Genomic DNA, 25,933 nt, shown 5'->3' with positions numbered 1-25,933 from the left:
GTACTGCGAGCGGATGCGCGCGGCAAGACCCGGCGCGTATTTCTGACGAGGGAATTGTGGGGAGGTGCACAAGGCAATCGCACCGTGTTGTTCCATCAACCGGATAGAACGGCAGGTAGCCCGCGGGGGAATGGTATGCGGACTGTACTGATGTATCGCCTGATTTTGCTTTCGTCCGCCAAATCAAAAGGGTAACAGGAGCCATGACATTTGCGATCACATGTTTTCAAGACGCGGTGTCGCATGGGTTTGACACTGTGATCGACGTGCGCGCCCCGGCGGAATTTGCCGAAGATCACATTCCCGGCGCAATCAACCTGCCCGTGCTTGACGATGCGCAGCGCGCCGAAGTCGGCACATTGTATAAACAGGTCAGCCCGTTCACCGCCCGCAAAACCGGTGCGGCCCTTGTGGCGCGCAATGCCGCCGATCACATCGATGGCCCGTTGTCGGAGTTTGATGGGGGCTGGCGGCCGTTGCTTTATTGCTGGCGGGGCGGGCAGCGCAGCAATGCCTTTGCGTCGATACTGGATCAGATCGGGTGGCGCGTTTCTGTGATTGAAGGCGGATACCGCAGTTATCGGCGGTCGGTTTCGGCGCTGTTATACGATCAACCGATCACGACGCCCATCATATTGCTGGATGGCAACACCGGATCGGCCAAGACCGATCTGTTGCACCGCGTCGCGGCCCGGGGCGGGCAGGTGATTGATCTGGAGGGGCTGGCAAATCACCGCGGCTCTGTGTTTGGCGCGATGGGCATGCAGCCGCCGCAAAAGTGGTTTGAAACCAAACTGGCACAGGCAATTTCACGGCTTGATCCCGCCCGCCCGGTCCTGATCGAGGCGGAAAGCAGCAAGGTGGGCGCGCGCGTCGTGCCCCCGGCTTTGTGGACGGCGATGTGTGCCGCGCCGCGCATTCAACTGGCTGTTGCGGCCCCGGCGCGGGCCGATTATCTGGTATCGGCCTACGATGATATCATCGCGGATCAATCCAGATTGCAGGATGTGATTGCCGCGCTGACGCCGCATCAGGGCGCGGCCCGCATCGCGACATGGCAAGGGATGGCGCGGGCCAAAGAGTTTCGCGATCTTGCCGAGCAGTTGATCATCCACCACTACGATCCGCGCTATGGTCGCCATGGGGCTGAAACGGCAACGCTGGGTCAGGTTGCGCTGTCGCGGTTGCATCCTGCAGATCTGGATCGCGCGGCGGATCAGATACTGGCGTTGATGGAGCCGGGTTAAACAACCGTGATATGGGGCGCGCCGTCTGTCAGCACTCCGATTTGCGCCGCGATGTATCCGGCATCGCACAATGCCCCGCACAGCTCCGCCGCGGTTTCGGGCGCAACAGCAGCCAACAGCCCCCCAGCAGTTTGCGGATCAAACAACAAATCGGCGCGTGGATCATTTGGCAGGGTCATCTGCTGTGCCAACTCGGCATTCTGATCGAACAATGACGAGCGTTGGCCCGCCTTGGCCAATATTTCGGCCCCATCCAGCAGGGGAATAGCGTCAAGATGCAGGGTGGCCGCCAGCCCCGCCTCTTCGCACAATCCCATCACATGCCCGGCCAGGCCAAAACCGGTAACATCGGTCATACCATGGGCGCGGCGCAAAATTTGCGCCGCCCGGCCTTGCGATTGCTGCATCGCGGTGAGGGCCGCAGTGACCCATGCGCCACGGGCGGCCAGTGCCATATCAGCCGCCATGATAACGCCGGTTCCCAAAGGTTTGGTTAATACCAACGCATCGCCCGATTGCGCGCCCGACAGGCGGATCGGCTGTTCAGTGGTGCCGGTAACGGCAAACCCGATGCTTAGACTATCGCCGACCAACGTGTGCCCGCCCACAATCTGTGCGCCTGCATCGGCAAACACCTGCCGCGCGCCCTGCATGATATCGGTCATCATCCGGCGATGGATCTGTTGACTGGCGGGGGGCAGGATCACCGTGGCCAGGCCCGTCTGGGGCCGTGCGCCCATGGCAAATACATCGCCCAAGGCGTGGTTGGCCGCGATCCGGGCCATGGTGAACGGATCATCGACAAAAGCGCGCAGATGATCCGTGCTCAGAACCTGTTTGATGGCCCCATCGCCAAGAACAGCGGCATCATCCATTGACCCGCCATTCAGCACACCGATGAGAGTGCCGCGCCCCAGTTTCGATCCACAACCGCCGCACATCGGTTTGTCCCCAAGGGCGTCGCGCACCCCATCGGCCATATGGCGGGGCAGTTTTGGGGCCGACATGGGCGGCAGATTGGCAAGGCGGGCCATGAATTTGCGATCAATATGGTTTTTCCAGGCCCACAGCCAAGCGCCCTCAAACCTGAGGCCGAATTTATCGGCGACGGCGGCCTTTTTGCCCAAGGAAATCAGTTTCAGATAATCGCGCTGTGGCCTGTAGTGTTTCATTGCACCCGCGCCCAAGGCCGCGCGTAGATTCGCGGTGAGAACCGGCGCCTGACGCACGGCAAACACACCGGCCTTGGGGCGGGGGGCATGATCCATATGGGCGCAATCACCGACGGCAAAAATTGACGGGTCACTGATGCTGCGCAGGGTCGCATCGACCCGCACAAACCCATCGTGCAACGCCAGACCAGTGTCGCCCAACCACCCATAAGGCACCGCGCCCGCGGCCCCAACGATGAGGCCCGCAGGCACAAGTGCGCCATCGGCAAGGGTCACGCCACGGCGCGTGACCGCCGCGATATCGGTATGTTCACGCAGGGTGATGCCCATGGTGTGCAACCGTTGCCGCACCGCGCGCGCGGCCCCCGCGCCCAACCCCTGTAACGCGCTGCTGCTGTCGATCAGGGTGACAGGAACGGTCCGCCCGGCGGCGGTTTTTGCGCCGTGCGCCATCGCCATGGCCAATTCTACCCCGGCCACTCCTGCCCCGATCACGACCAAACCTTTGTCAGCCAAATCTGGCGCGCGGGCCAACGCCGCCAAATGATCAGCCCAGGCCGTGGCAAAGCGGCCCAAAGGCTTGGCGGGGATCGCATGATCATCAAATCCCGGCAATTTGTGCAGCGCGGAATGGATGCCAATGTCAATCGAGGCGACATCGTACGCCACAGCGCCACGCCCCGAAACTGTGATGGTCTTTGCGCTGCGATCAATCGCTTCGGCGCGCCCGGCTATAAAACGCGCCCCGGCAAAACGCGCCAGGCGCACCAGATCAATCTCAAGCTCGTCGCGTTTGTAATGCCCGGCGATGAATCCGGGCAACATCCCTGTGTATGGGGCCGTCGGGCCGGGGTTGATGAGCGTAAGCCGCGCGCCTGGCAAAGGGTTCATACCCCACGCCCGCAGAACCAAAGCATGGGCATGGCCGCCACCGATCAGAACAATATCACGAGTCAGGGGCAGGGGCGCGGGGGTCATAATGGGCACTCACAATTCGGTAGCCCGTGGTAGGCGCGTCACCATGAAATTGCCAGCGCCCGATTATAAACCCCACGCTGACGTGATGCCTGTCAGGTGGTGATATCCAAAAGATGGGTTGATGGCACTGAAGGCTCAACTTCGTGTCGATCCCCGTATGGTGCGTTCGGGTCGCGCTGGGCCTCGGAGTCGAATGCCAAACCGTCTTCCTTTCCGGGCTCAGGCCGCGATCCTTTCAATGCCAGGCATTTCATTTCTTCCAAAGGAGTCTGATCGAATGTCGGTCGCGGGCCTGTCAGTTTCGGGGTGTCAAAGGCCACAATCACCGGCAGACGCAGGGTGGTTTGGTCTGTCGCCTCAACAGCCGTCACCGCCAGAACCGGGCGCGCCGTTTCGGTGGCGTCCGATGACGCCGGAACATCGCCATTGGCTTTTTGATGGGCGCGCAAATGCGCCTGTGCATCCCGGGCGGCGGCAGCCATCGCCCATGAAAGACCGCTGCCTGTGGTGCCCGACACGGGGCCGATAGGCTCAAACATGTGACAGATCCTTTCGCGGTTGAGAGACGTCAAATGATTAAAACAATGTTACGCGACGAATCTTACCCAATCGTAAAGGAACGGCTCAAATTTTAGGCGTTAGCGCTCCGCGATACAGCGCGCTTAAAAACTGGTCGGCCTGGTTGAAATGGTGGTCTTGGGTGGGGGCCAGAATGCCGCGCACCTGCACATCGAAATCGGCATAATGTTGTGTGGTCGCCCAGATTGAAAAAATCAAATGCCGCGCGTCCAGAGTGACAAGTTTTCCTTCGGCCTGCCAACGCTCGATCAGGGTCGCCTTTTCCTCGACCAATTCTCTGAGTTCGCCCTGTATCTGATCCATGATCCGGGGCGCGCCTTGCAAAATCTCATTTGCAAATAAACGACTTTCACGCGGATAAAGCCGCGACATTTCCAGTTTTCGTTGCACATATGCGATAATCTCGGCAATTGGATCGCCTTCGGGGTCCATCGTGCGCAGAGGGTCAAGCCACGTCTTCATCAGGCCCGCCAGAACCGTGCCATAAATCGCCTGTTTTGACGGGAAATAATAAAGCAGGTTCGGTTTGGATAACCCGGCCCCCCGCGCGATCAAATCCAGGGTTGCGCCGCTGTACCCATGGGTTGAAAACACATCCAACGCCGCCTCAAGAATGCGGGCGCTGTTTTCTTTTTGAATGCGCGTCTGGGCAGTTGTTGCTGGTGCTTCCACTAAATCGCCTTTGTTTGCGGGCTGAAACAGCTTTGTTTTCTCGGCAGATCGCTTGAACCTGGGTCATCAAATATTTTGATGAAGCGATTTCCTTGACTGATGTGAATGCTCTGCTAGCGTGATCCTGACCGTTTGGTCAAACTATTCCTCGTCCATTTATCAGGAGCTGTCATGACCGCGCCCACATCTGCCCCCGGTGAGAACCTTAAAATCAACGGTCAGCGGTTGTGGGACAGTTTGATGGAGATGGCGAAAATCGGCCCCGGCGTGGCGGGCGGCAATAACCGCCAAACCGTCACCGACGAAGATGGCGAAGGCCGCGCGCTGTTTCAAACCTGGTGCGAGGCGGCCGGGTGTACCATGGGGCTGGATCAGATGGGCAATATGTTTGCCCGGCGCGAAGGCACCGATCCTGACGCCCTGCCGGTTTATATGGGCAGTCATCTGGACACACAGCCGACGGGGGGCAAATACGACGGGGTTCTGGGGGTGCTTAGCGGGCTTGAGGTGGTACGCACCCTGAATGACCTGAACATCCGCACCAAACACCCGATTGTAGTGACAAATTTCACCAACGAGGAAGGCACACGATTTGCCCCCGCGATGCTGTCATCGGGGGTATTTGCCGGGATCCATACCCAAGATTGGGCCTATGATCGCACCGATGCCGAGGGATTGAAATTTGGCGATGAATTGCGGCGGATTGGGTGGCGTGGCGAAGAAGAGGTCGGCGCGCGCAAGATGCACGCATTCTTTGAGCTGCATATCGAACAAGGCCCGATCCTTGAAGCGGAAGGCAAAGAGATCGGCGTGGTGACCCACGGCCAGGGGCTCAGCTGGACACAAGTCACGATCACTGGCCGCGAAAGCCACACGGGGTCAACCCCGATGCCGCTGCGGCGCAATGCCGGTTTGGGCATGGCGCGGGTGCTGGAATTGGTCGATGAAATCGCCTGGAGCCATAAACCCCACGCCGTTGGCGCCGCCGGACATATCGACGTTTTTCCCAACAGTCGCAACGTGATACCGGGCAAAGCTCAATTCACCATCGATTTCCGCTCGCCCGATCTGGCGGTCATCGAAGATATGGAGAAGCGGTTGCGCGAGGGGGCGCAGAAAATCTGTGACGATATGGGGCTGACCGTCGAGTTTGAAAAGGTGGGCGGGTTTGATCCTGTTACCTTTGATGAAACCTGTGTAAGTGCGGTGCGCAATGCTGCTGAACGTTTGGGACTGACGCACATGGATCTGATTTCCGGCGCGGGGCATGATGCCTGCTGGATCAACCGGGTGGCGCCCACGGCGATGATCATGTGCCCTTGTGTTGATGGGCTAAGCCATAACGAGGCCGAAGAGATTTCGCCAGAATGGGCAGCGGCAGGAACGAACGTGTTGTTCCACGCAGTTGTGGAAACAGCAATTATCCAAGATTAAGGAGGCCGTGTATGGCATTAAGATCACTTACTATTCTGGCATTTGCAGTTGGCGTTTCGGCCTGTGAGCTGACCGAACCTGGCACAGCGGCGCCCACCGGGCTGCGCAATGTATCGCCTGCCGCCATCGCCGCATTGCCCCCGGGCATAAACGAATCTTTTTTGATCCGCGATGACAATGGCTGTTACGGATTGGCGGTCGAAAAAACCGAACCCCAAACCGGTGTGGCGCTGTTGGGTGCCGACGGTAAACAAGTTTGCGACGCCTGATATCACGGGCGCGTGACCCACAACACCTGTGGGCAAGATAAAAAATGTCTCAGACGCCGTGTATCACGGCGGCTGTTGCAGAGTGATCCAGGGAGGGTTTCATGGCGACGACAGTGATCAAGAATGGCACGGTGGTGACCGCCGATCTCAGCTATAGTGCTGATGTTCTTGTGGAAAATGGGGTGATTACGGCCATCGGGCCAGATTTGCGCGGTGATACCACGTTGGATGCCACCGGATGTTATGTGATGCCCGGCGGGATTGACCCCCATACCCATCTTGAGATGCCGTTTATGGGCACCTATTCAAGCGATGATTTTGAATCCGGCACACGCGCCGCCTTGGCCGGGGGCACCACCATGGTGGTCGATTTCGCACTGCCCAGCCCGGGTCAGGGGCTGCTGGATGCGCTGCAGATGTGGGATAACAAATCGACCCGCGCCAATTGCGACTACAGTTTTCACATGGCGATCACCTGGTGGGGTGAACAGGTGTTTGATGAAATGGAAGCTGTCGTGCGCGACAAGGGCATCAACAGTTTCAAACACTTCATGGCCTATAAGGGCGCGTTGATGGTGAATGATGACGAATTGTTCGCGTCGTTCCAACGCTGTGCCGAACTGGGCGCCATGCCCATGGTACATGCCGAAAACGGCGATATCGTCGCCGATTTACAGGCCCGTTTGTTGGCCGAGGGCAACAATGGCCCCGAGGCGCACGCATTTTCGCGTCCAACCCAGGTTGAGGGTGAGGCGACCAACCGCGCGATCATGATTGCCGACATGGCTGGCGTGCCTCTGTACGTCGTTCACACCTCGTGCGAGGAAAGCCACGAGGCGATCCGCCGGGCCCGTCAATCGGGAAAACGTGTGTATGGCGAACCGCTTATCCAACATCTTACCTTGGATGACAGTGAATATGCCCACCCCGATTGGGACCATGCCGCGCGCCGCGTGATGAGCCCGCCGTTTCGCAACAAACAACATCAGGACAGCCTGTGGGCCGGGTTGCAGGCCGGGTCACTTTCGGTTGTGGCTACCGATCACTGCGCGTTTACCACCGAACAAAAACGCACCGGGTTGGGTGATTTTACCAAAATCCCCAATGGAACCGGTGGGTTGGAAGATCGAATGCCGATGTTGTGGACCCATGGCGTAGCCACCGGGCGGTTGACACCAAATGAATTTGTGGCAGTTACATCAACAAACATCGCCAAGATATTGAATTGCTATCCAAAAAAAGGTGCGGTTCTGGTTGGCGCTGATGCCGATCTGGTGGTTTGGGATCCTGAAAAAACAAAAACCATCGCCGCCGAAAATCAGCAATCAGCCATTGATTACAACGTGTTCGAAGGCAAAGTTATCACAGGGCTTCCACGTTTCACCCTGACTCGGGGGCATGTGGCCGTGCATGATGGTGACATGCGCGCGGAAGAAAGCCACGGAAAGTTCGTGAAACGCGAACCGATGACCGCGGTGAACAAGGCGTTATCGACGTGGAAGGAACTGACCGCGCCGCGCAAGGTTGAACGCACCGGTATACCGGTCAGCGGCGTATAATGAGCGTGCAAGGCACTGTTGTAAAAGCGCAAAATCTCGATCTGGTGTTTCACACCGGGGATGGGGATGTTCATGCGCTAAGTAACGTCAGTCTGGATGTGGAAAAGGGCGATTTCGTTTCGTTCATCGGCCCTTCGGGATGTGGGAAAACCACATTTTTGCGTTGTATTGCGGGGTTGGAAACGGCCACTGGCGGGCGATTGACAGTAAACGGAATGAGCCCGGAAGAAGCCAGATTATCAAGGGCTTATGGCTATGTCTTTCAGGCGGCAGGGCTGTATCCCTGGCGCACGATCGGCAAGAATATCAAGCTCCCGCTTGAGATCATGGGGTTTGACAAGGCCGAACAGGATCGCAGGATGAACAACGTCCTGCAACTGGTTGATCTGGAAGGGTTTGGTGGTAAATATCCCTGGCAGTTATCCGGCGGGATGCAGCAACGTGCCAGTATCGCGCGCGCCTTGGCCTTTGACGCCGATCTGTTGTTGATGGACGAACCGTTTGGCGCGCTTGATGAAATTGTCCGTGACCATCTGAACGAACAATTGCTGAAACTTTGGGCGCGCACGGAAAAAACCATTTGTTTTGTTACCCATAGCATCCCCGAAGCCGTGTATCTAAGCACCAAGATCGTTGTGATGTCGCCGCGTCCCGGTCGCATAACCGAGGTGATCGAAAGCCCGCTGCCAAAGGATCGGCCGCTGGATATTCGCGACACGCCCGCCTTTATCGAAATTGCCCACCGGGTGCGTGAAGGGCTGCGGGCGGGGCATGGTGATGATGTATAGCGGAGCCGAAAAATGAACTGGATCCGCACCCATGTGTGGCCGATTGTGGCGGTGCTGCTGGCGCTGATCGTGGTGTGGTACGTGGCGGCGGCATGGATGAACAGTCAGTGGACATTGGATCAGGCCGCGCGCGCGCAAACCACGCCGAGCTTTGGTGAAATCGTCGCCGATACGATGGCGCAAGAGCGGCCCAAATTGCCCGCACCACACCAGGTTGCCTATAGTTTTTACGATCTGGTGTTTGATAAAAAGATCACATCGCGACGGTCGCTGGTCTATCACGCATGGATCACGCTAAGTGCGACGTTGCTGGGTTTTGCGATTGGCACGGGGCTGGGCATCGCCTTGGCCTTGGGCATTGTCCACAACCGCGCGATGGATCAAAGCGTCATGCCTTGGGCCATCGCCAGTCAAACGATTCCGATACTGGCAATCGCCCCGATGATCATTGTGGTGCTGAATTCGATTGGCATCAGCGGGCTGATCCCCAAGGCGATCATCAGCGCGTATTTGTCGTTTTTTCCGGTGGTTGTGGGCATGGTTGCGGGACTGCGCAGCCCGGATTCCATGCAGATGGACCTGTTGAAAACCTATAATGCGTCGCCTGTTCAGGTGCTGTTCAAACTGCGCCTTCCCGCGTCGATGCCGTTTCTTTTTGCCTCGCTCAAGGTCGGGATCGCGGCGGCCTTGGTGGGGGCGGTTGTGGGCGAATTGCCGGTGCAACAGGGCGGATTGGGCGCGCGTTTGTTGGGCGGGTCGTATTACGGACAGACCATCCAGATGTGGGCGGCGCTGTTTATGGCGGCGATCCTTGCGGCAATACTGGTATTCACGGTGGCCCGGATTGAGTCCGGCGTTTTGAAACGGTTAGGAATGGCACGGTGAGTTCGCTGGAGGAAAACGTGGGCCGTGATTGGCAACCGACCCAGTGGCGCAACTGGGCGCCCGTGCTGGTGGCGCTGGCGCTGGGGGCGATTGATTGGCGGTTTGGGCTGTTGTTTGCTGTCTGGCTGGCCTCATGGTGGACCAACGCCGTGTTGGCCCGGGGTGAGCGGCGGATTTTGGTGGCGGCGGTGTTTGGCATTACCATGCTGGTGCTGTGGGAAATGGCCGTGCGCCTGTTTGCTGTGCCTTTGGTGATCTTGCCCGCGCCCAGTGTGATTGGCGCGCGCATCGCGATCAGCCTGCCGATATTATGGGGCGATTTCGTACAAACCGCGATCAAGGGCGCGCTGTCGGGGTATATCATGGGCTGCGGCGCGGCGGTGATCACGGCGGTGCTGATTGATCGATCAAAATTCCTGCAATCGGGGTTGTTGCCGGTGGCAAATTTTGCCGCCGCTCTGCCCATCGTTGGGACCGCGCCGATTCTGGTGATGTGGTTCGGGTTTGATTGGCAAAGCAAGGCGGCGGTTGTCGTGGTGATGGTGTTTTTTCCCATGCTGATCAATACCATGGCCGGGTTAAGGGCCAGTGAGGCGATGCAGCGCGACCTCATGCGCACCTATGGTGCCAGTTATTGGCAAACGCTCGCCAAACTGCGGTTTCCTGCCGCGATGCCGTTCATTTTCAACGGGCTGAAAATTTGCACAACCCTGGCCTTGATCGGGGCGATTGTGGCTGAATTTTTCGGATCACCCACCCAGGGAATGGGGTTTCGCATTTCCACGGCCGTCGGCCAGTTGGCCCTTGATACGGTCTGGGCAGAAATCACGATTGCCGCACTGGCCGGTTCGGCGTTCTATGGTGCGGTGGCGTTGATCGAACGGGGGGTGACATTTTGGCATCCGTCGCAACGAAGGCAGCGATAAGCAACTGGGAGTGAAAAAATGAAAAAATTGATGATGAGTGCGCTGGCACTGGGAGTAAGCGGGGGGGCCGCGTCGGCGCAGGATCTGACCCTGCAATTGAAATGGGTGACCCAAGCACAATTTGCCGGTTACTATGTTGCCCTGGAAAAAGGGTTCTATGACGACGAAGGATTGAACGTCACAATCAAACCGGGTGGCCCCGATATTGCGCCAACCCAGGTGATTGCGGGTGGCGGCGCCGACGTGATGGTTGACTGGATGCCTGCCGCGCTGGCTGCGCGGGAAAAGGGCCTGCCTTTGGTCAATATTGCACAGCCTTTCAAAAGCAGCGGCATGATGCTGACGTGTCTGAAAGAATCCGGCGTCACCGGCCCCGAGGATTTTCCGGGCCGAACCTTGGGCGTTTGGTTTTTTGGCAATGAATTTCCGTTCCTGTCATGGATGTCGCAACTGGGCATACCCACCAACGGTGGCGAAGACGGGGTTGAGGTGTTGAAACAGGGGTTCAACGTTGATCCGCTGTTGCAAAAACAGGCCGATTGCATTTCGACCATGACCTATAATGAATATTGGCAGGTGATCGATGCCGGGATCACACCCGAACAATTGGTGACGTTCAAATATGAGGATAACGGCGTGGCCACGTTGGAAGACGGGCTTTATGTTCTGGAAGAGCGTCTTGAGGATGAGGCGTTCAAGGAAAGCCTGGCCAAATTCGTGCGTGCCAGCATGAAAGGATGGGAATACGCCGCCGAAAACGTCGAAGAAGCCGCAGACATCGTATTGGAATACGATGAAACCGGTGCGCAGACCGAAAAACACCAAAGGCGGATGATGGAAGAGGTGGCGAAACTGACCGCAGGCAGCACCGGCGCGTTGGACGAGGCCGCCTATGAAACCACAGTGCAATCGCTGTTGGCGGGTGGGTCTGACCCGGTAATCACGAAAGAGCCGTCAGGCGCCTGGACCCATGAAATTACCGATATGATGGGCAACTAGGCCACGCCTGACGCAGTGATTTGGGGCGCCGCCACTGGGGGCGCCCTTTTTTCATCCGCGATCCGGGGCCGTTGATTTTGGGTTTGATTGCGTGTCATCGTTGAGTGGGAAAACGGAGGATTTATGTCGTCGGGAAGTTTGGAAGAGCGCAAACAGTTGGACGCCGCCGAAATTGGCGCCATCGCGCATTTGTACCGGGGAGAAGTGTACCGCTCGACCATCTGGCGCACCCGGTTGGATACGACGACAAACTGGGCGGTTGTTACTTTGGGAATTGCGCTGTCGCTGGCGTTTTCCGACCCCGACGCATCGGCGCTGCCGCTGATCCTGGTGGGAGTTCTGATTATGTTTTTCCTGATGCTTGAGGCCCGGCGATACCGGTATTTCAACGTCTGGCGCGCGCGCTGCCGTTGGTTGGAGGTGCATTTCTTTGCCCCCATGCTGCACGACGGTGATCTGCATATGGAAGAGGGCTGGCAACGGATTCTGGCCGAAGATTATTGGAAGCCGCGCTATCACGTGTCGATGTTTGTGGCGATTGGGCGGCGTATTCGTCGCAATTATTTCTGGATACTGCTGATCCAAACCGGGGCCTATATGGGCAAACTGATTGTGCATCCCGGCCCGTTGACCGGGTATGACCAACTGTTTGAGCGGGCGGCGATTGGCCCGATTGATGGAACTTACGTTTTGGGTTTTGGGGCGGCTTATTGCCTGGCCTTGGGACTTTTCGCATTCTGGAGCTGGAACGACGATAAACGCCGCGCCCGGCGCAGCCCCGAACGATCCAGCATGGGGTAATTCACGCGGTAATGTTTTGCCAAGACTGTTGAAAACCAGACCTGTATCCCAGCTGATACGGTTCGAAACGGCAAAGGAAAAGGAGGCCGGAACCTCGGCCCCCTTTAGTTAAGACATAGTTAACGAGATCATTCGTAGGCAGGCAATGATTTCAATTCTTCTTCGGTCATGATTGTAAATACACGAACTTCGCCGACTGTGTCTTCGCCTTGCTGAAACGAAAGATTGTCAAGACCAACCAAAACCGGTTTTTCGCCAAGGCCCAGGAAACCACCAACATCAACGACCGCGTCGGTGACTTGGTCCCCCTCGATCAGCAGCTCGGACACTTCGCCAACCCATTTATCGTTTTGATCGTAAACCCGGGCACCTGTCAGCTCTTCGGTGGTCAATTCATCAACTTCAATGATGCGATACCCCTGAACAGCGGGCGTATCTGCCATCATCACGCCGGTTCTTTCCTCAAGATCAGGTTCGGTAACTTCACGATCAACGGCGGCGGCCTCTTCTGTTTTCTGCATCGTGCCCTTTTCCAAAGTACCGTCTTGCAGCGGATCTTCGATCAGTATCTCGGCGTCGGACTGCTGAACGTTCACTTGGGCTTCGTCGGCGGGGTCGATATTCACTTCTGCATCGGCTGTTTCAACATCCACCACTGCCTCGCCCGAGGTTTGCAGATTTACGTCTGCCTCGGCCTGGTCAATTTTTACAATCGGCTCGCCCGCGTCACTCATCCGGACTTCTGGTTCGGCGGCGACCACCTCGATTTGCGGTTGTGATTCTTCGACAACGATTTTCGGTTCTGGACGCACAAACCGAACCACCGGCTCTGGCTGTTCAACGGCGACGCTTGGTTCACCTTGGGACACGGCCACATCTGGTTCGGGCATGCGGATCGTGACGATGGGTTCGGGGATGCGTACAGTTACCACAGGTTGTGCTTGCTCTACGGTAATGATCGGCGCACGTTGCTGCACCTTCACGTTTGGTGCTTGTTGTGTCACGGTGATTTCGGGCTGAGGCTGCTCCACAGTCACTTCGGGCTGTGCGCGATCGACGGTAACGGTTGGTTCCGGCACGGTCACGCTTACGGTTGGGTCGTCTTGCTCAACGATGATTTGGCCGTCCATTACCGGCTCATCGGTGACGGTTTGCGCTTGGGCAACACCGGCCATCAGGCTGAGCGAAGCGGCGGAGGTCATCAAAAGTGTTTTAATGGTCATTGTTGCTATCCTTATTCACTGTTCTGATCACTAAACGGTGATAAGGATAGATGTGTTCCGAAATATCTCCCAAAAAATCAACAGGTTATGATTGTTTTCGCGGCCACAAACGAGTCAATGTGCGAAAGGGCGATATGGTTCCCCCTTCGCGCATTTCGTGCCTCTTAGGCGCGATTCATTCGATTTTCGATCAAATCGTCCACCACCGACGGATCGGCCAAGGTGGAGGTATCGCCCAAAGTGGTGTGATCGTTTTCGGCGATCTTGCGCAAAATCCGGCGCATGATCTTGCCGCTGCGGGTTTTTGGCAGGCCCGGCGCCCATTGGATCATATCGGGTTTTGCAATCGGGCCAATTTCGTGGCGCACCCATTTTTCAAGGGTTGTGCGCAACTCATCCGATGGCTCGATGCCGTTCATCAGGGTCACATAGGCATATATCCCTTGGCCCTTCAGGGCGTGGGGGTATCCAACCACCGCCGCCTCGGCCACGGTTTCATGGGCAACAAGGGCCGATTCAACCTCGGCGGTGCCCATGCGGTGGCCTGATACGTTGATCACATCATCAACCCGACCGGTGATCCAGTAATATCCATCGGCATCGCGCTTGCAGCCATCGCCGGTGAAATAATACCCTTTGTAATCGGAAAAATAGGTATTTTCGAACCTTTCATGATCGCCATAAACCGTGCGCATCTGGCCTGGCCAGCTGTCGGCGATGCACAGCACGCCCTCGGCGGGATTATCGTGGATTTCCTCGCCTGTGGTTGCCTCAAGGATGACCGGTTTGATGCCAAAAAACGGCAATGTGGCCGATCCGGGTTTGGTGGCCGTTGCACCGGGCAGAGGGGTCAGCAAATGCCCGCCGGTTTCGGTTTGCCACCAGGTGTCGACAATCGGGCAGCGGCCTTTGCCCACGACCTCGTTATACCAATTCCATGCCTCGGGATTGATCGGCTCGCCGACGGTGCCCAGAACCTTGATCGAGGAAAGATCGTATTTGGCGACGACATCCTTGCCATGGGCCATCAATGCACGGATGGCAGTGGGGGCGGTATAGAACTGTGATACCTTATGTTTTTCGCACACCGCCCAAAACCGCCCGGCATCGGGATAGGTTGGCACGCCTTCAAACATCAACGTTGTCGCGCCATTGGCCAGAGGGCCATAAACGATATAGCTGTGGCCCGTCACCCAACCCACATCGGCGGTACACCAGAACACATCGCCCTTGTGATAATCGAACGTATATTCATGGGTCATCGAGGCATAGACGATATAGCCCCCGCTGGTATGCACCACGCCTTTTGGCTGACCGGTCGACCCCGAAGTATAAAGAATGAACAACGGATCTTCGGCGTTCATTTCCACGGGCGGACAATCGTTTGAAACGTTTTCCTCCATTTCGTGCAGCCAGTAATCACCGGTTCCGCGCCAGGCGATCTGTTGACCGGTGCGTTTGATGCACAGGCATTTCACCTCGTGCATCACGTTGATCATCGCCTGATTCACGTTGTCCTTGAGGTTGGTGACCCGGCCGCCACGTGGCGCGCCATCGGCGGTGATCACCACCTTGGCGTTGCAGCCAGCAATGCGCGCGGCCAAAGCATCGGCAGAAAACCCTGCAAAAACAATGGAATGCACCGCCCCGATACGCGCACAGGCCAACATCGCATAGGCGGCCTGGGGGATCATCGGCATATACAGCACGACACGATCACCCTTTTTCACGCCCAGATCTTTCAGCACATTGGCAAATTTGCAGACGTGCGAATGCAACTGTTGATAGGTGATGTGTTGTGCTTCGTCATCGGCGCTGTCGGGTTCCCAGATGATCGCGGTCTGATCACCCCGGTCTTTCAGGTGGCGATCAATGCAATTGGCCGCGACGTTCAGACCGCCGTCTTCAAACCACCGAATCGACACCGCGCCAAAATCATAGCTGACGTTCTTCACCTTGGTATAGGGCGTCATCCAATCGATACGTTTGCCGTGTTCGGCCCAGAATGCTTCGGGGTTGTCGATGCTGGCCTTGTACATCTCTTCGTACTTGGCCCGGTCGGCGTGGGATGCGGCGGCGAATTCGGGCGAGGGGGGATAGGTTGTATCGGTCATATCACTCTCAACTTTGCTTTAGATCGCGAGGTATTCGGCGCGAAGTTTTTCGTTGTTCAACACCTCTTCTGCGGAACCATCGTACACGACCATCCCCGAGTCCAGTATCACCGCCCGATCGGCCAGTTTCAACGCGGCAACGGCATTTTGTTCAACGATCACAGTGGTGATGCCCTGATCGCGGATGATGCCCAGGGTTTTGGCGATTTCCTGTACGATCACGGGGGCCAGCCCCTCATAGGGTTCGTCCAGCAGCAATACCTTGATATCGCGGCACAGGGCGCGGGCAATGGCCAACATCTGCTGTTCGCCCCCCGACAGGGTGATGCCATCCTGTTTGCGCCGTTCGCGCAGGCGCGGAAACAGGTCATACACCCGTTCGATCGACCAGCCCATGGGCGGCGCGATCTGTGCCAGTTTCAGGTTTTCCTCGACCGTGAGCCCGGGAATGATGCAGCGGTCTTCGGGCACCAGGGCAATGCCATGGGCGCTGGCCTGATATGATTTCATCTGGTGGAGCGGTTGGTGATCCAGCCAGATTTCACCGCGCTGCAGTTCGGGATTGTCCATTCGCGCGATGGTGCGCAGGGTCGTGGTTTTGCCCGCCCCGTTGCGCCCCAACAGGGCGAGGATTTCACCCTCGTGAATGTTGAAACTGATACCTTGCACGATATAGCTTTCGCCATAATAGGCATGAATATCCCAGATCGACAAAAAAGCGGGGTGGGTGGCGGCGTTGTTGGCGTGTTTGTTAAAGGGGGCGTTCATGTGCGTATCCTTTTACACGGCCGCTTCGCCAAGGTATGCTTCGCGTACCTTGGGGTGGCCTTTGATGTTTTCCGGCGTGTCTTCGACCAATGGCGTGCCCTGGGCCAACACGGTAATCCGTTCGGCCAATGAAAACACCACATGCATGTCATGTTCGATGATGCACATGGTGATGTCGCGCGATGCCTTGATTTCTTTCAACAAATCAATGGTATTGTTGGTATCGGCGCGGGCCATGCCGGCGGTCGGTTCATCCAGCAACAACAGTTTGGGTTGTTGGCTCAGACACATCGCCATTTCCAGACGCCGCTTGTCACCGCGCGACAGGGACGCCGCGTGTTCATGGCGTTTTTCGATCATGTTCACATCGATCAACATTTTTTCGGTTTCGGCGACGATGTCTTTTTCATCCATCATATGTTCATAGGCATGCATCCGAAACGCGCCATCCCGTTTAGCGAAAATCGGGATCATCACGTTTTCAAACACGGTCAGATCGCCAAAGATTTCGGGCGTCTGAAACACCCGCGAAATGCCCATCTGGTTGATTTCGTGGGGTTTGCGGCCCAATACCGATTGTCCGTCAAACATGACCGATCCGGTATCGGGGATAAGTTTTCCGATCAGACAATTCAGCAGGGTCGATTTACCGGCCCCGTTCGGGCCGATAATCGCATGTACCGTGTTTTCCATCACGTTCAGGTTAACATTGTCCAGCGCCTTGAGCCCGCCAAACCGTTTGCCCACATTTTTAACTTCGAGAATGCCCATATGCGTGGCTCCTTATTCTGCGGGTTTGGTGGCGGTTGCGGATTTTTCGGCCTTTTTGCGGCGGAACAGGCCCGCCACCTTTTGCCCGCCCTGCACCAATCCACCGGGAAGGAAAATCACCACCAGCATGAACACCAGACCCAAGGTCAAATGCCAGCCTTTGCCGATGAACGGATAGATCAGAGAAATCAGCAGATCCTCAAGCCCGTCAGGCATGAATGCAAACCACTGATGCAGGATCGATTCATTGATCTTGGAAATGATGTTTTCCATGTATTTGATCAGACCCGCGCCCAGAACCGGGCCGATCAACGTACCAGCCCCGCCCAGAATGGTCATCAGAACCACCTCGCCCGAGGCGGTCCAGAACATCCGCTCGGGGCCGACCTGGGTATCCATCGCCACCATCAAACCACCGGCCAGACCGGCATACATGCCCGAAATCACAAATGCGGCCAATGTATAGGGGCGGGTGTTCAGGCCGGTGTAATTCATCCGCTGCTGGTTTGATTTGACGGCACGCAGCATCATCCCAAACGGCGAGCGAAAGATGCGGATCGACATGTAGAACCCGATCAGCAAAACAACGGCGGCCACATAATACCCGGTGTTAAAGGTAAACTCCCAAGCGCCAAGGTTCAGCTCATAACTGCTGCTCATTTCCAGACCGAACAGGTTGGCGCGGCCCAATTCGCCCGCATTGCCATCCAAGATCCGCGGATCAAAGGTTTTCGCCTGCAACCCGGTTTCACCGCCCGTAATCGGGGTAAGGACGGAATAGGCCAGGGCATATGACATCTGCGCAAAGGCCAGGGTGAGGATCGAAAAGTAAATGCCCGAGCGGCGCAAGCTGATCCATCCCACAAGCAGGGCGAACAGGCCGGCAAACACGATCGCCATGATGATCGCCGGGATCACGTTCATCGTCAGCAGTTTCATCATCCAGATCGCGGCGTATGAACCCACGCCCAGAAACGCGGCATGTCCGAAGGAAAGGTATCCGGTCAGGCCGAACAGGATGTTGAACCCGATGGCAAAGATACCAAAGATCACGAAACGCTGCATCAAATCCGGATATCCGGCGTTGAATTGGGCCAATTCGCTGCTTTCGGGAAAAGGGTTCAGGATGAATGGCGCCAACATGGTCAGGCCCAACACGATGAGCAACAGGCGAAAGTCTTTTGAATTCAGTCCAAGCATTGGATTAGTCCTCCATCACGCCTTTGCGGCCCAACAGGCCACGGGGCCGGGTAAGCAGAATGACGATGGCCACAAGATAAATGATGATTTGGTTGATGCCCGGGATCAGATCGATCACCCAGCCCATCGAGGCGAGCGATTCCAGAATTCCCAAAAGGAAACCTGCCGCAACCGCACCGGGCAATGACCCCATGCCGCCGACAACAACAACCACAAACGACAGAACCAGAAAATCCATGCCCATGTGGTAATTGGGCGAAATGATCGGGGTATACATCACCCCGGCCACCCCGGCCACGGCGGCGGCGATGCCGAACATGATGGTGAACCGTTTGTCGATATTGATGCCCAACAGACCCACGGTTTCGCGGTCGGCCATGCCGGCGCGCACAACCATGCCAAAGGTGGTGAATTGCAAAAAGGCAAACACAGCGGCAACCACGACCATGGCAAAGGCAAAATAGACAAGCCGCCAGTAGGGGTAAATGATGCTGCCTGCATCAAACCCGATCAGCACCCCGAAATCGAACGATCCGGCAAAGGCGGCGGGCGCCGGTGTCGGAATTGGGTTGGCACCAAAGTAGAATTTGATCACTTCCTGCAACACGATGGCGAGGCCGAATGTGACCAGAATCTGGTCGGCATGGGGACGTTTGTAAAAATGTTTGATCAGCCCGCGTTCCATGATCACACCGATGGCAATCATCACCGGAATGGCGAATACGATCGACAGGGGCACAGACCAGTCAATGATCGCGGCCCCCGCTTCGGGGCCGAACCAATCCATCACATAGGGCATGTCCACCTTCATCGGGTTGCCCAGAAAATCGGTGCGGCTTTCATCGATCACCGTGTAGGATGTATTGAGAAGCCGGCTGAGGGTCACGGCGCAAAACGCGCCCAGCATGAACAGCGCCCCATGGGCAAAATTCACCACGCCCAGGGTGCCGAAAATCAGGGTCAGACCCAAAGCGATCAGCGCATAGGCGCTGCCTTTGTCCAGACCGTTCAGAATTTGCAGGATGATGGCGTCCATCGTTCTCCACCTTTGTCATATAGGGGGCCGATCCCCCAAAGGGGTGGCAAAGGGGCCAAAGGCGCGAAACGCGCGCCTTTGGTCATGTCAGGATTGGGTGAACCGGGGCGTTTAGGCGCCTGGGTTACATTCGCCCAACGAGCCACCGGCAAACTGCGGATGATCGGGGGCATAGGTCACTTGCTCGGCTGGGGTGACTTCGACGATCTCCACCAGATCGAATTCGTTTTCGGGGTTTTCTGCACCCTTCACCACGACCACGTCTTTGAAACACTGGTGATCGGCGCCGCGATACAGGGTCGGGCCGTTGCCCAGACCATCGAATTCGAAATCTTCCAATGCTTCTGCTACGGCACACGGGTTGAACGACCCGGCGCGCGAAACGGCATCGGCGTACAGCATCGCCTGAACATATCCGGTGTGGGCCGCCTGCGACGGTGGGAAGCCGTATTTCGTGCCGAACGATTGCACAAACGCATTGGTGCCGGTGTAACGGGCGCCCAATTGGTTTTCCAGTTTCCAATCCCAGTTTTGCGAGCCAAAGATGCCTTTGATGTTGGCCCCGGCACCGCGTGCCATCAGCTCGGAATACAGCGGGACGACGATTTCAAAGTTCTTGCCGTTGGCCGATGCTTCGCGCAGGCCGAACTGCACCGCGTTGGTCAGCGAATTGACCATGTTGCCACCGTAATGGTTCAGAACCAGAACATCGGCCCCTGAATTCAACACCGGCGCAATGTAGGATGAGAAATCGGTTTGGGTCAGCGGTGTCAGGACCGAATTCACAGTTTCCCAACCCATTGCCTCGGTTGATTCACGCACGGCCTGTTCTGTGGTATAGCCCCAGTTATAATCGGCCGTCAGGTGATAGGCCTTGCGATCCATGCCATACTGTTTGCCCAACACCGGCGCCAAAGCGGCACCCGACATGTACGAGTTAAAGAAGTGGCGGAAACCGTTGGCTTTTTTGTCCTTGCCTGTCGTGTCATTGGCATGGGTCAGGCCAGCCATGAAAATAACGCCGGCCTCCTGGCACAATGCCTGAACCGCCACAGCAACACCCGAAGATGAACCGCCGGTGATCATGATCGCGCCGTCTTTTTCAATCATTGAGCGGGCAGAACCGCGCGCCGCATCGGATTTGGTCTGGGTGTCGCCGGTGACATATTCCACCTTTTTGCCCAGAATACCGGTGCCATCCAACGCTTTTGAGCTGAAGGTTGACATCATGCCGCCATCGCCGCCGCCATTCAGATGCTCAACCGCCAATTCATAGGCGCGCAACTGGTCCGCACCCTCATCGGCATAGGGGCCTGATTGAGGGACGTTGAAGCCCAGGGTAACCGTGTCGCCCTGCGGCGCGTTGGTGAACCCGGTGTGGCCGTCCGACCATACAGCGCCGGTGAAAATGGTCGGCATCGCCAGGCCTGCGCCCGTTGCCGCGCCGGTTTTCAACATCCCACGGCGTGTGAAGTTCGATTTAGACATAAAGTCCTCCCTTTATGATGTCTTCGTCCCGGGCTTTGCGCCAGGGCTGTCCTTTTACAGGACTGCGCCCATAATGCGCGGCGCAAGAAAAGACCGCAACAAAGGGTTCATTTTCAACGAAACTTCTGTAAAGTTTTGGACAGGTTGAGATTGGGATTTGTAAATAAATTATCGACAAGGTGCAGAAAGTGACTGAAATCACAAGTTTTTTACCATGGTGAACTCCACAGTCACCGGCAGCCGGATTCGGGCGCGGCGGCTGGATCTGAAGATGAAACAGGGCGCATTGGCCGAGGCGATGGAAATTTCCGCGTCGTATCTGAATTTGATCGAACACAACCGGCGCAGAATCGGCGGAAAACTGCTGAGCAGGGCCGCCCGCGCCCTGGCCACGGATGTTGTAACCTTGACCCAAGGCGCCGAGGCGGCGTTGATCGAGGGGTTGCGCGATGCCCTGGCGCAAATCCCCGACGGTGCCCCAAACATCGCCCAGGCCGAAGATTTCGCCGCCCGGTTTCCCGATTGGGCCGGGCTGACCATCGCACAGGCCCGCCGCATTGCCGGATTGCAGCGCACGGTTGAAAACTTGTCAGACCGGATGACCCACGACCCGTTCCTGTCTGAGGCGTTGCACGATGTTTTGTCAACGGTCACGGCCATTCGATCAACCAGCGCAATTCTCGCCGAAGACGGCGAGATTGACCGCGAATGGCAAACCCGCTTTCACCGCAATCTGTTTGAGGACAGTCAGCGTCTGGCCGAAAGCGCGCAAAGTCTGGTTGGCTATCTTGATGCCGGTGAACAGGCCGACGCCACAATCGCCGCGCCGCAAGAAGAGCTTGAGGCGTGGTTGGCCGCGCACCACTATCATCTTGCGGCGTTGGAACACGGCCAAGTGCGGGATATGGATATTGAGGCGGTTCTGCCCAATGGCGCGGCGGGGTCGGCACGGACGCTGATGTTGGCCTATGCGGCGCAATATCGCGCCGATGCCCTGACCATCCCATTATCGGATCTGGCAGATGCACTTGGGGAAATCACCGATCCTCAGCATTTGGCGCAGAGGTTTCAAACCGATCTTGTTACCGTTTTTCGCCGGTTGGCGACGATGCCCGATGGTTGGGCCGGACGGGCGGTTGGTTTGGTGGTTTGCGACGGGTCAGGCACGCTGACTTTTCGCAAACCTCTGGATGGTTTCGCGCTGCCCCGGTTTGGCGCTGCGTGCCCTCTTTGGCCGATGTATCAGGCGCTGTCACGGCCACACACGCCGATCCGTCAGGTTGTTGAACAGGTCGGCCAACTTACCCCGCGGTTCACCTGTTATGCGGTAGCGCACAAAGCCTATCCCGGGGGGTTTGACAGCGTGCCGGTGGTCACGGCGGCGATGCTGATCCTGCCCCATGACAGCGAAGCGTCGGGATATCCTGTGGGCACATCGTGCCGGATTTGCCCGCGCCGGGCCTGTGCCGCGCGCCGGGAACCGGCGATCGTGGCCGAACACAGCGCCTGATCTGCGGTTTGCCGCCCGACATTTCCCGCCCCGCGCCATCAGAACGCGCTTTGACAGGGGGGCGGGCAGGGTGCCATACTTGCCCCGACCAAGGTCAAAAGACCGGTCCAGGGAGGTGCGATGGCAAAACGGGTTTTGTTGATCGAGGACGAGCCGAATATAATCGAAGCGGTGCGATTCATCCTGTCGCGCGATGGCTGGTCTGTCGATACCCATGCCGATGGCGCAACGGCGCTGTCGGCGGTGGCGCGGCGGGTGCCTGATGTGATCGTGCTGGATGCCATGCTGCCGGGGCGGTCGGGGTTTGAAATATTGCGGGATCTGCGCGGAGATTCCAAAACTGCCGACATTCCGGTGCTGATGCTGACGGCCCGTGGTCAGCAAAAAGACCGCGACATGGCGGCGCGCAATGGGGCCAACCGGTTCATGACCAAACCGTTTTCCAACGCCGAAATGTTGGCCTGCGTGCAAGAGTTATACGCCGCCACCCAAAGCCCGGGCGCCTGACATGGCCAATCGCCCCACCGAACCCCTGTTTCTTGAGCGTCAGACCTATCGCCGGCGCCGGTTGATGGATGCCGCGCGGATTTTGCCGGTTGCCGGGTTTATCCTGTGCATGCTGCCGATGTTGTGGGCTGGTCCGGGGGCCGCGGATGCCTCGGTCGCGGTGGGCGGGTTGTATCTGTTCGGGGTCTGGACGCTGCTTATCGTGACAGCGGGGATTTTGTCACGCCGCCTGATCCGCGCCGCCCCACCGGACAGCGGCACGCGCTGATGCTGACGTTCAACATGCTGGTTTTGGCGTGTTTTGCCTATGTCGCGTTTCTGTTCGCGGTTGCGTTTCTGGCTGAAAAACGCGCGCTGCGGGGGCGGTTGGGCATCCTTCGCTCGCCCTTGGTTTATACGCTGTCGCTGTCGATCTATTGCACCGCCTGGACGTTTTATGGCGCCGTTGGCTATGCCGCGCGGTCGGGTTTGGAATTTGTGACCATTTACCTTGGCCCGACCTTGGTCATGATCGGATGGTGGGGTTTGCTGCGCAAACTGGTGCGGATCGGGCGCACCCAACGCATCACCTCGATCGCGGATCTGATTTCATCGCGCTATGGCAAATCCAATCTGTTGGGGGTGCTGGTCACGATTTTGGCAGTGGTTTTTACCACGCCATATATTGCGCTTCAATTACAATCGGTTACCTTGTCTTTTTCGATTTTTACCGATGGATACGCCAAAGGTACGGCATTCTGGGTTGCCGCCGGTCTGGCCGTGTTTACCATTTTGTTCGGCACCCGGAACCTGGATATTGACGAACGCCACCACGGCATCGTCACCGCCATCGCGGTTGAGGCGGTTGTAAAGCTGATCGCGCTTTTGGCGGTTGGGGGTTTTGTCGTCTGGGGCGTGGCCGGCGGGCCGGGCGACGTGTTTCGCATGATTGAGGACAGCCCGATTTCAACCTGGAAAATGGATCAGAGCCGCTGGGTCACCCTGACATTTCTGTCGGCGGCGGCCTGCATTTGTTTGCCGCGCATGTTTCAGGTGATGGTGGTTGAAAACTCAAACGAATCCCATCTGGCAACGGCGGCCTGGGCGTTTCCACTGTACCTGTTCTTGATGAGCCTGTTCGTGCTGCCCATCGCGGTGGTCGGTCTGAACGTGTTGCCCGAAGGGTCGAACCCGGATCTGTTTGTTCTCACCGTGCCATTGGCGTTTGAGCAAAAAGGGTTGGCGACACTGGTGTTTCTTGGCGGGTTTTCATCGGCCACATCCATGGTGATCGTGGCGGCGATTGCGCTGGCCACGATGGTTAGCAACCATATCGTGATGCCGATCTGGTTGAACGCGCGCAAGGGTGGCGCGACCGTGTCGGGTGATGTGCGCAACGTGATGCTGCGCTCGCGCCGGATTGCGATCATGGCGGTGCTGGCGCTTGCCTATTTCTATTATGCGATGTCGGGCGGGGGCGCGGCCCTGGCGGCGATTGGCCTGATCGCATTCGTCGGTGCAGCACAGATCATGCCGGCGCTGTTGGGCGGGCTGTTCTGGCGCGGCGCAACCCGGTTGGGGGCGGCGGCGGGGTTGATTGTGGGCTTTGCCGTCTGGGCCTGGACATTGTTTTTGCCCGGCATCGGTGAGGGTGTTTTGATCTCATCCCAAACCATGGCCCAGGGGCCGTTTGGCATGGGCTGGTTGCGCCCACAGGCGTTGTTCGGGATCGAAGGATTGGACGGTGTCGTGCATGCCGCGATCTGGTCGCTTACCCTGAACACCGGGGTGTTTGTGGCGCTGTCCCTGCTCAGCTTTCCCAATCCGGTCGAGCGGTTGCAAGGGGCCGAGTTTGTCAACATCCTGCGCTATTCCGCCGGGGCGCGGGCGTTTTCGCCCGGCACGGTCGACGCCGAAGATTTATTGATGATGTCACAGCGCATCCTGGGCAGCGCCGAGGCCCAGGCCCTGTTTCAATCGGTCGCTCTGGAGCAGGGAAAAGAGGGGTATCTGCCCGACACCACCAGCGCATTTCTGGAGCGGTTGGAGCGGGAACTGGCCGGGTCTGTCGGCGCGGCCACGGCCCATGCGATGATGGGGCAAATCACCGGCGGATCGGCAGTGTCGGTCAGCGAATTGATGCGCGTTGCCGATGAAACCGCGCAGATGATGGAATATTCCAACCAACTTGAGGCGAAATCTGAAGAGTTGGGCCGCACCGCCCGCCAGTTGCGCGTGGCCAATGAAAAACTGACCGCGCTGAGCATCCAGAAAGACGAGTTTTTAAGCCAGATCAGCCATGAATTGCGCACTCCGATGACATCGATCCGGGCATTTTCGGAAATCCTGCGCGATGGAGGTGATATGGAGCCCGAGGCGCGCGCGCGATATTCCCGCATCATCCACGACGAGGCCCGGCGCCTGACCCGCGTTCTGGATGATCTGCTGGATCTCAGTGTTCTGGAAAGCGGCCAGGTGACCCTTTATAACGAGGTGACGATCCTGGGCGATATCATTGACCGCGCCATCGCCGCCACCGGCCAGAATGCTTCGGCCTTGCGGATTGAACGCCAGCCGTTGCAGGAACGGTTGGTCCTGTTTACCGATGCCGATCGCTTGGCCCAGGTGTTTATCAATCTGATCGCGAACGCGCAGAAATACTGTGACGCCGACACGCCGGTTCTGCGTATTCTGGTGCGCGATAATAAACAGCACGCGGTGATTGATTTCATTGACAACGGCAGCGGTATTCCAAGCGAAGATCAGGCGTTGATCTTTGAAAAATTCTCGCGTCTTGGTGATACGCGCGCGTCGGGCGGGGCCGGTTTGGGGCTGGCGATCTGCCGTGAAATTGCGGCGCGGTTGGGTGGATCACTGACCTATGTACCGGGGCAGGGCGGGGCTGCGTTTCGCGTGACATTGCCCCGGCGGTTGACCAATGCCGACGCCGAAGCGGCAGAATAAACACTTTTTTCTGATGTATTCATGATTTGGTAACCTTGCTGATCCAAAAAAGACTGAACTTGGA

At 57.5% G+C, this 25,933-nt stretch carries 23 protein-coding genes; 13 read left to right on the top strand and 10 right to left on the bottom strand.

Features of this window, described 5'->3' with window-relative positions:
* Positions 1-203: 203 nt before the first annotated feature.
* Positions 204-1,247 (top strand): tRNA 2-selenouridine(34) synthase MnmH, encoded by a 1,044-nt coding sequence (gene mnmH, locus C8265_RS01260; RefSeq protein WP_108482152.1) that lies wholly within the window; start codon positions 204-206, stop codon positions 1,245-1,247.
* Here mnmH and selD read toward each other — a convergent pair.
* The 3 genes from selD to C8265_RS01245 all read right to left on the bottom strand — a co-directional run bounded on the left by selD (position 1,244) and on the right by C8265_RS01245 (position 4,648).
* Positions 1,244-3,397, bottom strand: coding sequence for a selenide, water dikinase SelD (gene selD, locus C8265_RS01255; RefSeq protein ID WP_108482151.1), 2,154 nt, complete (start codon positions 3,395-3,397; stop codon positions 1,244-1,246). The genes mnmH and selD overlap by 4 nt on opposite strands.
* Positions 3,398-3,489: 92 nt before the next feature.
* Complete coding sequence (locus C8265_RS01250) at positions 3,490-3,936, bottom strand: hypothetical protein (RefSeq protein WP_108482150.1); 447 nt, start codon at positions 3,934-3,936, stop codon at positions 3,490-3,492.
* 85 nt (positions 3,937-4,021) lie between these two features.
* Positions 4,022-4,648 (bottom strand): TetR family transcriptional regulator C-terminal domain-containing protein, encoded by a 627-nt coding sequence (locus C8265_RS01245; RefSeq protein WP_108482149.1) that lies wholly within the window; start codon positions 4,646-4,648, stop codon positions 4,022-4,024.
* Between the two features lie 171 nt (positions 4,649-4,819).
* Here C8265_RS01245 and C8265_RS01240 point away from each other — a divergent pair, with 171 nt between their 5' ends.
* From C8265_RS01240 to C8265_RS01205, 8 genes are all read left to right on the top strand, one after another.
* On the top strand, positions 4,820-6,082 hold the full coding sequence (locus C8265_RS01240) for a Zn-dependent hydrolase (protein WP_108482148.1): 1,263 nt from the start codon (positions 4,820-4,822) through the stop codon (positions 6,080-6,082).
* An 11-nt stretch (positions 6,083-6,093) separates the two neighbouring features.
* Positions 6,094-6,351 carry an SH2 domain-containing protein gene (locus C8265_RS01235; RefSeq protein ID WP_108482147.1) on the top strand — a complete coding sequence of 86 codons (258 nt, stop codon included), beginning with the start codon at positions 6,094-6,096 and terminating at the stop codon, positions 6,349-6,351.
* 101 nt (positions 6,352-6,452) lie between these two features.
* Positions 6,453-7,910 (top strand): dihydropyrimidinase, encoded by a 1,458-nt coding sequence (gene hydA / locus C8265_RS01230; RefSeq protein WP_108482146.1) that lies wholly within the window; start codon positions 6,453-6,455, stop codon positions 7,908-7,910.
* Entirely contained in the window at positions 7,910-8,698 is a 789-nt protein-coding gene (locus tag C8265_RS01225) for an ABC transporter ATP-binding protein (protein WP_108482145.1), read from the top strand. The genes hydA and C8265_RS01225 overlap by 1 nt, the downstream gene beginning before the upstream one ends.
* 12 nt (positions 8,699-8,710) lie before the next feature.
* Positions 8,711-9,583 carry an ABC transporter permease gene (locus C8265_RS01220; RefSeq protein WP_108482144.1) on the top strand — a complete coding sequence of 291 codons (873 nt, stop codon included), beginning with the start codon at positions 8,711-8,713 and terminating at the stop codon, positions 9,581-9,583.
* 89 nt (positions 9,584-9,672) lie between these two features.
* Positions 9,673-10,509, top strand: coding sequence for an ABC transporter permease (locus C8265_RS01215; protein ID WP_420818840.1), 837 nt, complete (start codon positions 9,673-9,675; stop codon positions 10,507-10,509).
* Between the two features lie 18 nt (positions 10,510-10,527).
* Positions 10,528-11,508, top strand: coding sequence for an ABC transporter substrate-binding protein (locus C8265_RS01210; RefSeq protein ID WP_108482143.1), 981 nt, complete (start codon positions 10,528-10,530; stop codon positions 11,506-11,508).
* A 123-nt stretch (positions 11,509-11,631) separates the two neighbouring features.
* Entirely contained in the window at positions 11,632-12,309 is a 678-nt protein-coding gene (locus tag C8265_RS01205; protein WP_108482142.1) for a DUF2270 domain-containing protein, read from the top strand.
* Between the two features lie 128 nt (positions 12,310-12,437).
* Here C8265_RS01205 and C8265_RS01200 read toward each other — a convergent pair whose 3' ends face one another.
* The 7 genes from C8265_RS01200 to C8265_RS01170 form a co-directional block, all read right to left on the bottom strand.
* The gene (locus tag C8265_RS01200; protein WP_108482141.1) at positions 12,438-13,532 is read right to left on the bottom strand and encodes a PRC-barrel domain-containing protein; all 1,095 of its coding nucleotides are present in this window, start codon (positions 13,530-13,532) and stop codon (positions 12,438-12,440) included.
* 164 nt (positions 13,533-13,696) lie between these two features.
* Entirely contained in the window at positions 13,697-15,646 is a 1,950-nt protein-coding gene (gene acs, locus C8265_RS01195; RefSeq protein WP_108482140.1) for an acetate--CoA ligase, read from the bottom strand.
* An 18-nt stretch (positions 15,647-15,664) separates the two neighbouring features.
* Complete coding sequence (locus C8265_RS01190) at positions 15,665-16,414, bottom strand: ABC transporter ATP-binding protein (RefSeq protein ID WP_108482139.1); 750 nt, start codon at positions 16,412-16,414, stop codon at positions 15,665-15,667.
* 12 nt (positions 16,415-16,426) lie between these two features.
* Positions 16,427-17,185: an ABC transporter ATP-binding protein gene (locus C8265_RS01185; RefSeq protein ID WP_108482138.1), complete on the bottom strand. Its 759-nt coding sequence runs from the start codon at positions 17,183-17,185 to the stop codon at positions 16,427-16,429.
* A 12-nt stretch (positions 17,186-17,197) separates the two neighbouring features.
* Complete coding sequence (locus C8265_RS01180) at positions 17,198-18,385, bottom strand: branched-chain amino acid ABC transporter permease (protein WP_108482137.1); 1,188 nt, start codon at positions 18,383-18,385, stop codon at positions 17,198-17,200.
* A gap of 4 nt (positions 18,386-18,389) precedes the next feature.
* Entirely contained in the window at positions 18,390-19,421 is a 1,032-nt protein-coding gene (locus C8265_RS01175) for a branched-chain amino acid ABC transporter permease (RefSeq protein WP_108482136.1), read from the bottom strand.
* 111 nt (positions 19,422-19,532) lie between these two features.
* Positions 19,533-20,909, bottom strand: a complete 1,377-nt coding sequence (locus C8265_RS01170; RefSeq protein ID WP_108482135.1) for a substrate-binding protein — start codon at positions 20,907-20,909, stop codon at positions 19,533-19,535.
* Between the two features lie 214 nt (positions 20,910-21,123).
* Between C8265_RS01170 and C8265_RS01165 the strand changes: the two genes are divergently transcribed.
* From C8265_RS01165 to C8265_RS01150, 4 genes are all read left to right on the top strand, one after another.
* Complete coding sequence (locus tag C8265_RS01165; protein ID WP_108482134.1) at positions 21,124-22,419, top strand: helix-turn-helix transcriptional regulator; 1,296 nt, start codon at positions 21,124-21,126, stop codon at positions 22,417-22,419.
* A gap of 120 nt (positions 22,420-22,539) precedes the next feature.
* On the top strand, positions 22,540-22,926 hold the full coding sequence (locus C8265_RS01160; protein WP_108482133.1) for a response regulator transcription factor: 387 nt from the start codon (positions 22,540-22,542) through the stop codon (positions 22,924-22,926).
* Between the two features lies 1 nt (position 22,927).
* Positions 22,928-23,194 carry a hypothetical protein gene (locus tag C8265_RS01155; RefSeq protein ID WP_108482132.1) on the top strand — a complete coding sequence of 89 codons (267 nt, stop codon included), beginning with the start codon at positions 22,928-22,930 and terminating at the stop codon, positions 23,192-23,194.
* The gene (locus tag C8265_RS01150; RefSeq protein ID WP_108482131.1) at positions 23,194-25,869 is read left to right on the top strand and encodes an ATP-binding protein; all 2,676 of its coding nucleotides are present in this window, start codon (positions 23,194-23,196) and stop codon (positions 25,867-25,869) included. The genes C8265_RS01155 and C8265_RS01150 overlap by 1 nt, the downstream gene beginning before the upstream one ends.
* The last annotated feature ends 64 nt before the right edge of the window (positions 25,870-25,933 follow it).

It is taken from the genome of Oceaniglobus ichthyenteri (assembly GCF_003057885.1).
Lineage (GTDB): Bacteria > Pseudomonadota > Alphaproteobacteria > Rhodobacterales > Rhodobacteraceae > Oceaniglobus > Oceaniglobus ichthyenteri.
Note: the sequence above shows the minus strand (reverse complement) of the source record. Positions and strands in the feature narration are given on the sequence as shown.

Bases quoted from the DNA above. Each gene is read 5' to 3' on its own strand.
- mnmH (WP_108482152.1), top strand. From the start codon at position 204: ATGACATTTGCGATCACATGTTTTCAAGACGCGGTGTCGCATGGGTTT.
- selD (WP_108482151.1), bottom strand. From the start codon at position 3,397: ATGACCCCCGCGCCCCTGCCCCTGACTCGTGATATTGTTCTGATCGGT.
- C8265_RS01250 (WP_108482150.1), bottom strand. From the start codon at position 3,936: ATGTTTGAGCCTATCGGCCCCGTGTCGGGCACCACAGGCAGCGGTCTT.
- C8265_RS01240 (WP_108482148.1), top strand. From the start codon at position 4,820: ATGACCGCGCCCACATCTGCCCCCGGTGAGAACCTTAAAATCAACGGT.
- C8265_RS01235 (WP_108482147.1), top strand. From the start codon at position 6,094: ATGGCATTAAGATCACTTACTATTCTGGCATTTGCAGTTGGCGTTTCG.
- hydA (WP_108482146.1), top strand. From the start codon at position 6,453: ATGGCGACGACAGTGATCAAGAATGGCACGGTGGTGACCGCCGATCTC.
- C8265_RS01225 (WP_108482145.1), top strand. From the start codon at position 7,910: ATGAGCGTGCAAGGCACTGTTGTAAAAGCGCAAAATCTCGATCTGGTG.
- C8265_RS01220 (WP_108482144.1), top strand. From the start codon at position 8,711: ATGAACTGGATCCGCACCCATGTGTGGCCGATTGTGGCGGTGCTGCTG.
- C8265_RS01210 (WP_108482143.1), top strand. From the start codon at position 10,528: ATGAAAAAATTGATGATGAGTGCGCTGGCACTGGGAGTAAGCGGGGGG.
- C8265_RS01205 (WP_108482142.1), top strand. From the start codon at position 11,632: ATGTCGTCGGGAAGTTTGGAAGAGCGCAAACAGTTGGACGCCGCCGAA.
- C8265_RS01200 (WP_108482141.1), bottom strand. From the start codon at position 13,532: ATGACCATTAAAACACTTTTGATGACCTCCGCCGCTTCGCTCAGCCTG.
- acs (WP_108482140.1), bottom strand. From the start codon at position 15,646: ATGACCGATACAACCTATCCCCCCTCGCCCGAATTCGCCGCCGCATCC.
- C8265_RS01190 (WP_108482139.1), bottom strand. From the start codon at position 16,414: ATGAACGCCCCCTTTAACAAACACGCCAACAACGCCGCCACCCACCCC.
- C8265_RS01185 (WP_108482138.1), bottom strand. From the start codon at position 17,185: ATGGGCATTCTCGAAGTTAAAAATGTGGGCAAACGGTTTGGCGGGCTC.
- C8265_RS01180 (WP_108482137.1), bottom strand. From the start codon at position 18,385: ATGCTTGGACTGAATTCAAAAGACTTTCGCCTGTTGCTCATCGTGTTG.
- C8265_RS01175 (WP_108482136.1), bottom strand. From the start codon at position 19,421: ATGGACGCCATCATCCTGCAAATTCTGAACGGTCTGGACAAAGGCAGC.
- C8265_RS01170 (WP_108482135.1), bottom strand. From the start codon at position 20,909: ATGTCTAAATCGAACTTCACACGCCGTGGGATGTTGAAAACCGGCGCG.
- C8265_RS01165 (WP_108482134.1), top strand. From the start codon at position 21,124: ATGGTGAACTCCACAGTCACCGGCAGCCGGATTCGGGCGCGGCGGCTG.
- C8265_RS01160 (WP_108482133.1), top strand. From the start codon at position 22,540: ATGGCAAAACGGGTTTTGTTGATCGAGGACGAGCCGAATATAATCGAA.
- C8265_RS01155 (WP_108482132.1), top strand. From the start codon at position 22,928: ATGGCCAATCGCCCCACCGAACCCCTGTTTCTTGAGCGTCAGACCTAT.
- C8265_RS01150 (WP_108482131.1), top strand. From the start codon at position 23,194: ATGCTGACGTTCAACATGCTGGTTTTGGCGTGTTTTGCCTATGTCGCG.